Annotated in this window: 1 protein-coding gene and 1 pseudogene; both read right to left on the bottom strand. The window is 66.5% G+C overall.

Annotated features, from left to right (window positions below; all coding sequences use genetic code 11):
• Positions 1 to 93: 93 nt before the first annotated feature.
• Positions 94 to 321, bottom strand: a pseudogene (locus tag ABZ532_RS27490) (AraC family transcriptional regulator); the annotation flags it as partial.
• A gap of 385 nt (positions 322 to 706) precedes the next feature.
• Entirely contained in the window at positions 707 to 982 is a 276-nt protein-coding gene (locus ABZ532_RS27495) for an Ig-like domain-containing protein (protein ID WP_361289410.1), read from the bottom strand.
• Positions 983 to 1,188 lie beyond the last annotated feature (206 nt).

Genomic DNA, 1,188 nt, shown 5'->3' on the forward strand with positions numbered 1-1,188 from the left:
ATCCACGGCCGCGACTGACGCTTCCCCATGTTGAAACCAACGAGCATCCGAACCGAAAGTCACATGATCAACAACTTCTGTTAGGACCTCTTAGCGCACCGCGATCTCCAGCAGCGGTTCGTCCCCTGCGAGTACCTCGGCGCCTGCGACCGTAAGCCGCCAGCGGCGGATGTGCTCCGACAGCGGCATGCCCGCGAGCACCGCGAATATTCGGCGCAGGTGGTACTCCGAAGTAGCTGCGATACGCCCCAGTTCGGCCGCGTCGATGGTCAGGTCGAGGCGCTGCTCGATGTACTCCCGAGCCTGATTGGGCCGTTCCAGCCCTCCCGGTTCCCCTCCACTGGCCGTCCGGCTGATTGCCCGTCTGCGCTCGTCACGGCAGCAGTCACCCCTGAACCCGACATCCCGTGCCAGATCCGGTCGGGTGGTGTCGCAAGGGCCGGAAGAGGAACAGACGGCCCCCTGCTGCGACGTCGAGGCATCAAATGTCTCGCGCGACTGACAGGGAGCCTCGCCTGCTCGATTCCCTTGGGCATCACCAGGCCTGGCGGCCCGCGCTCATGCGGCCGGTGACTTCCTCGGCGTGACGCAGGACCGCCAGGCGGTGCTGCGCCTGGCGGTCCTGCTGCTGTTGCAGCGATGGGGCATGAGGTTCTCCGTAGTGTTCGGAAACCCCAGGTGTCAACAACGTCCGGCAGTCCTATACCTAGCTCGCCGCGGCGGCGTCTCGCGGACCGGTGTGAGGCCGGCCCTTGTACGGACGATGCCGCGACGCGATCCTCACGGTCACCGGCTCACTCTGCGCCGTGGCGCCGTTCCTACCAGTGGCAACAGCGACGAAGGTGTGGCTGCCGTGGGTATCCGCAACGCGCCCCCGACATGTCCAGTCTCCATCGGAGTGGACGGTCGCCGAGCAGACGACTCGCCTGCCTTCGACGACGGAGATCCGGTCGCCGACCCCACCGGTTCCGGCAAAGGACACCGTGCACCCTCCACGACCTGTCCGCTCCGGTCCGTTCGGCCGATTCCATCGGCAGCCCGTGAGCGTCGTTCCGTCTGCGGGACTGGTGATGACCGGCGTCCTGGGGGATGCGGTGTCGATGGTGATGGTGATGGGGTCGCCTTCGGTGGTGTTGCCTGCGGCGTCTCGCGTGGTGGGGAGGATGGTGTGTTGGCCGTCTGCGAGGG

Source organism: Streptomyces sp. NPDC019396 (genome assembly GCF_040632375.1).
GTDB lineage: Bacteria > Actinomycetota > Actinomycetes > Streptomycetales > Streptomycetaceae > Streptomyces.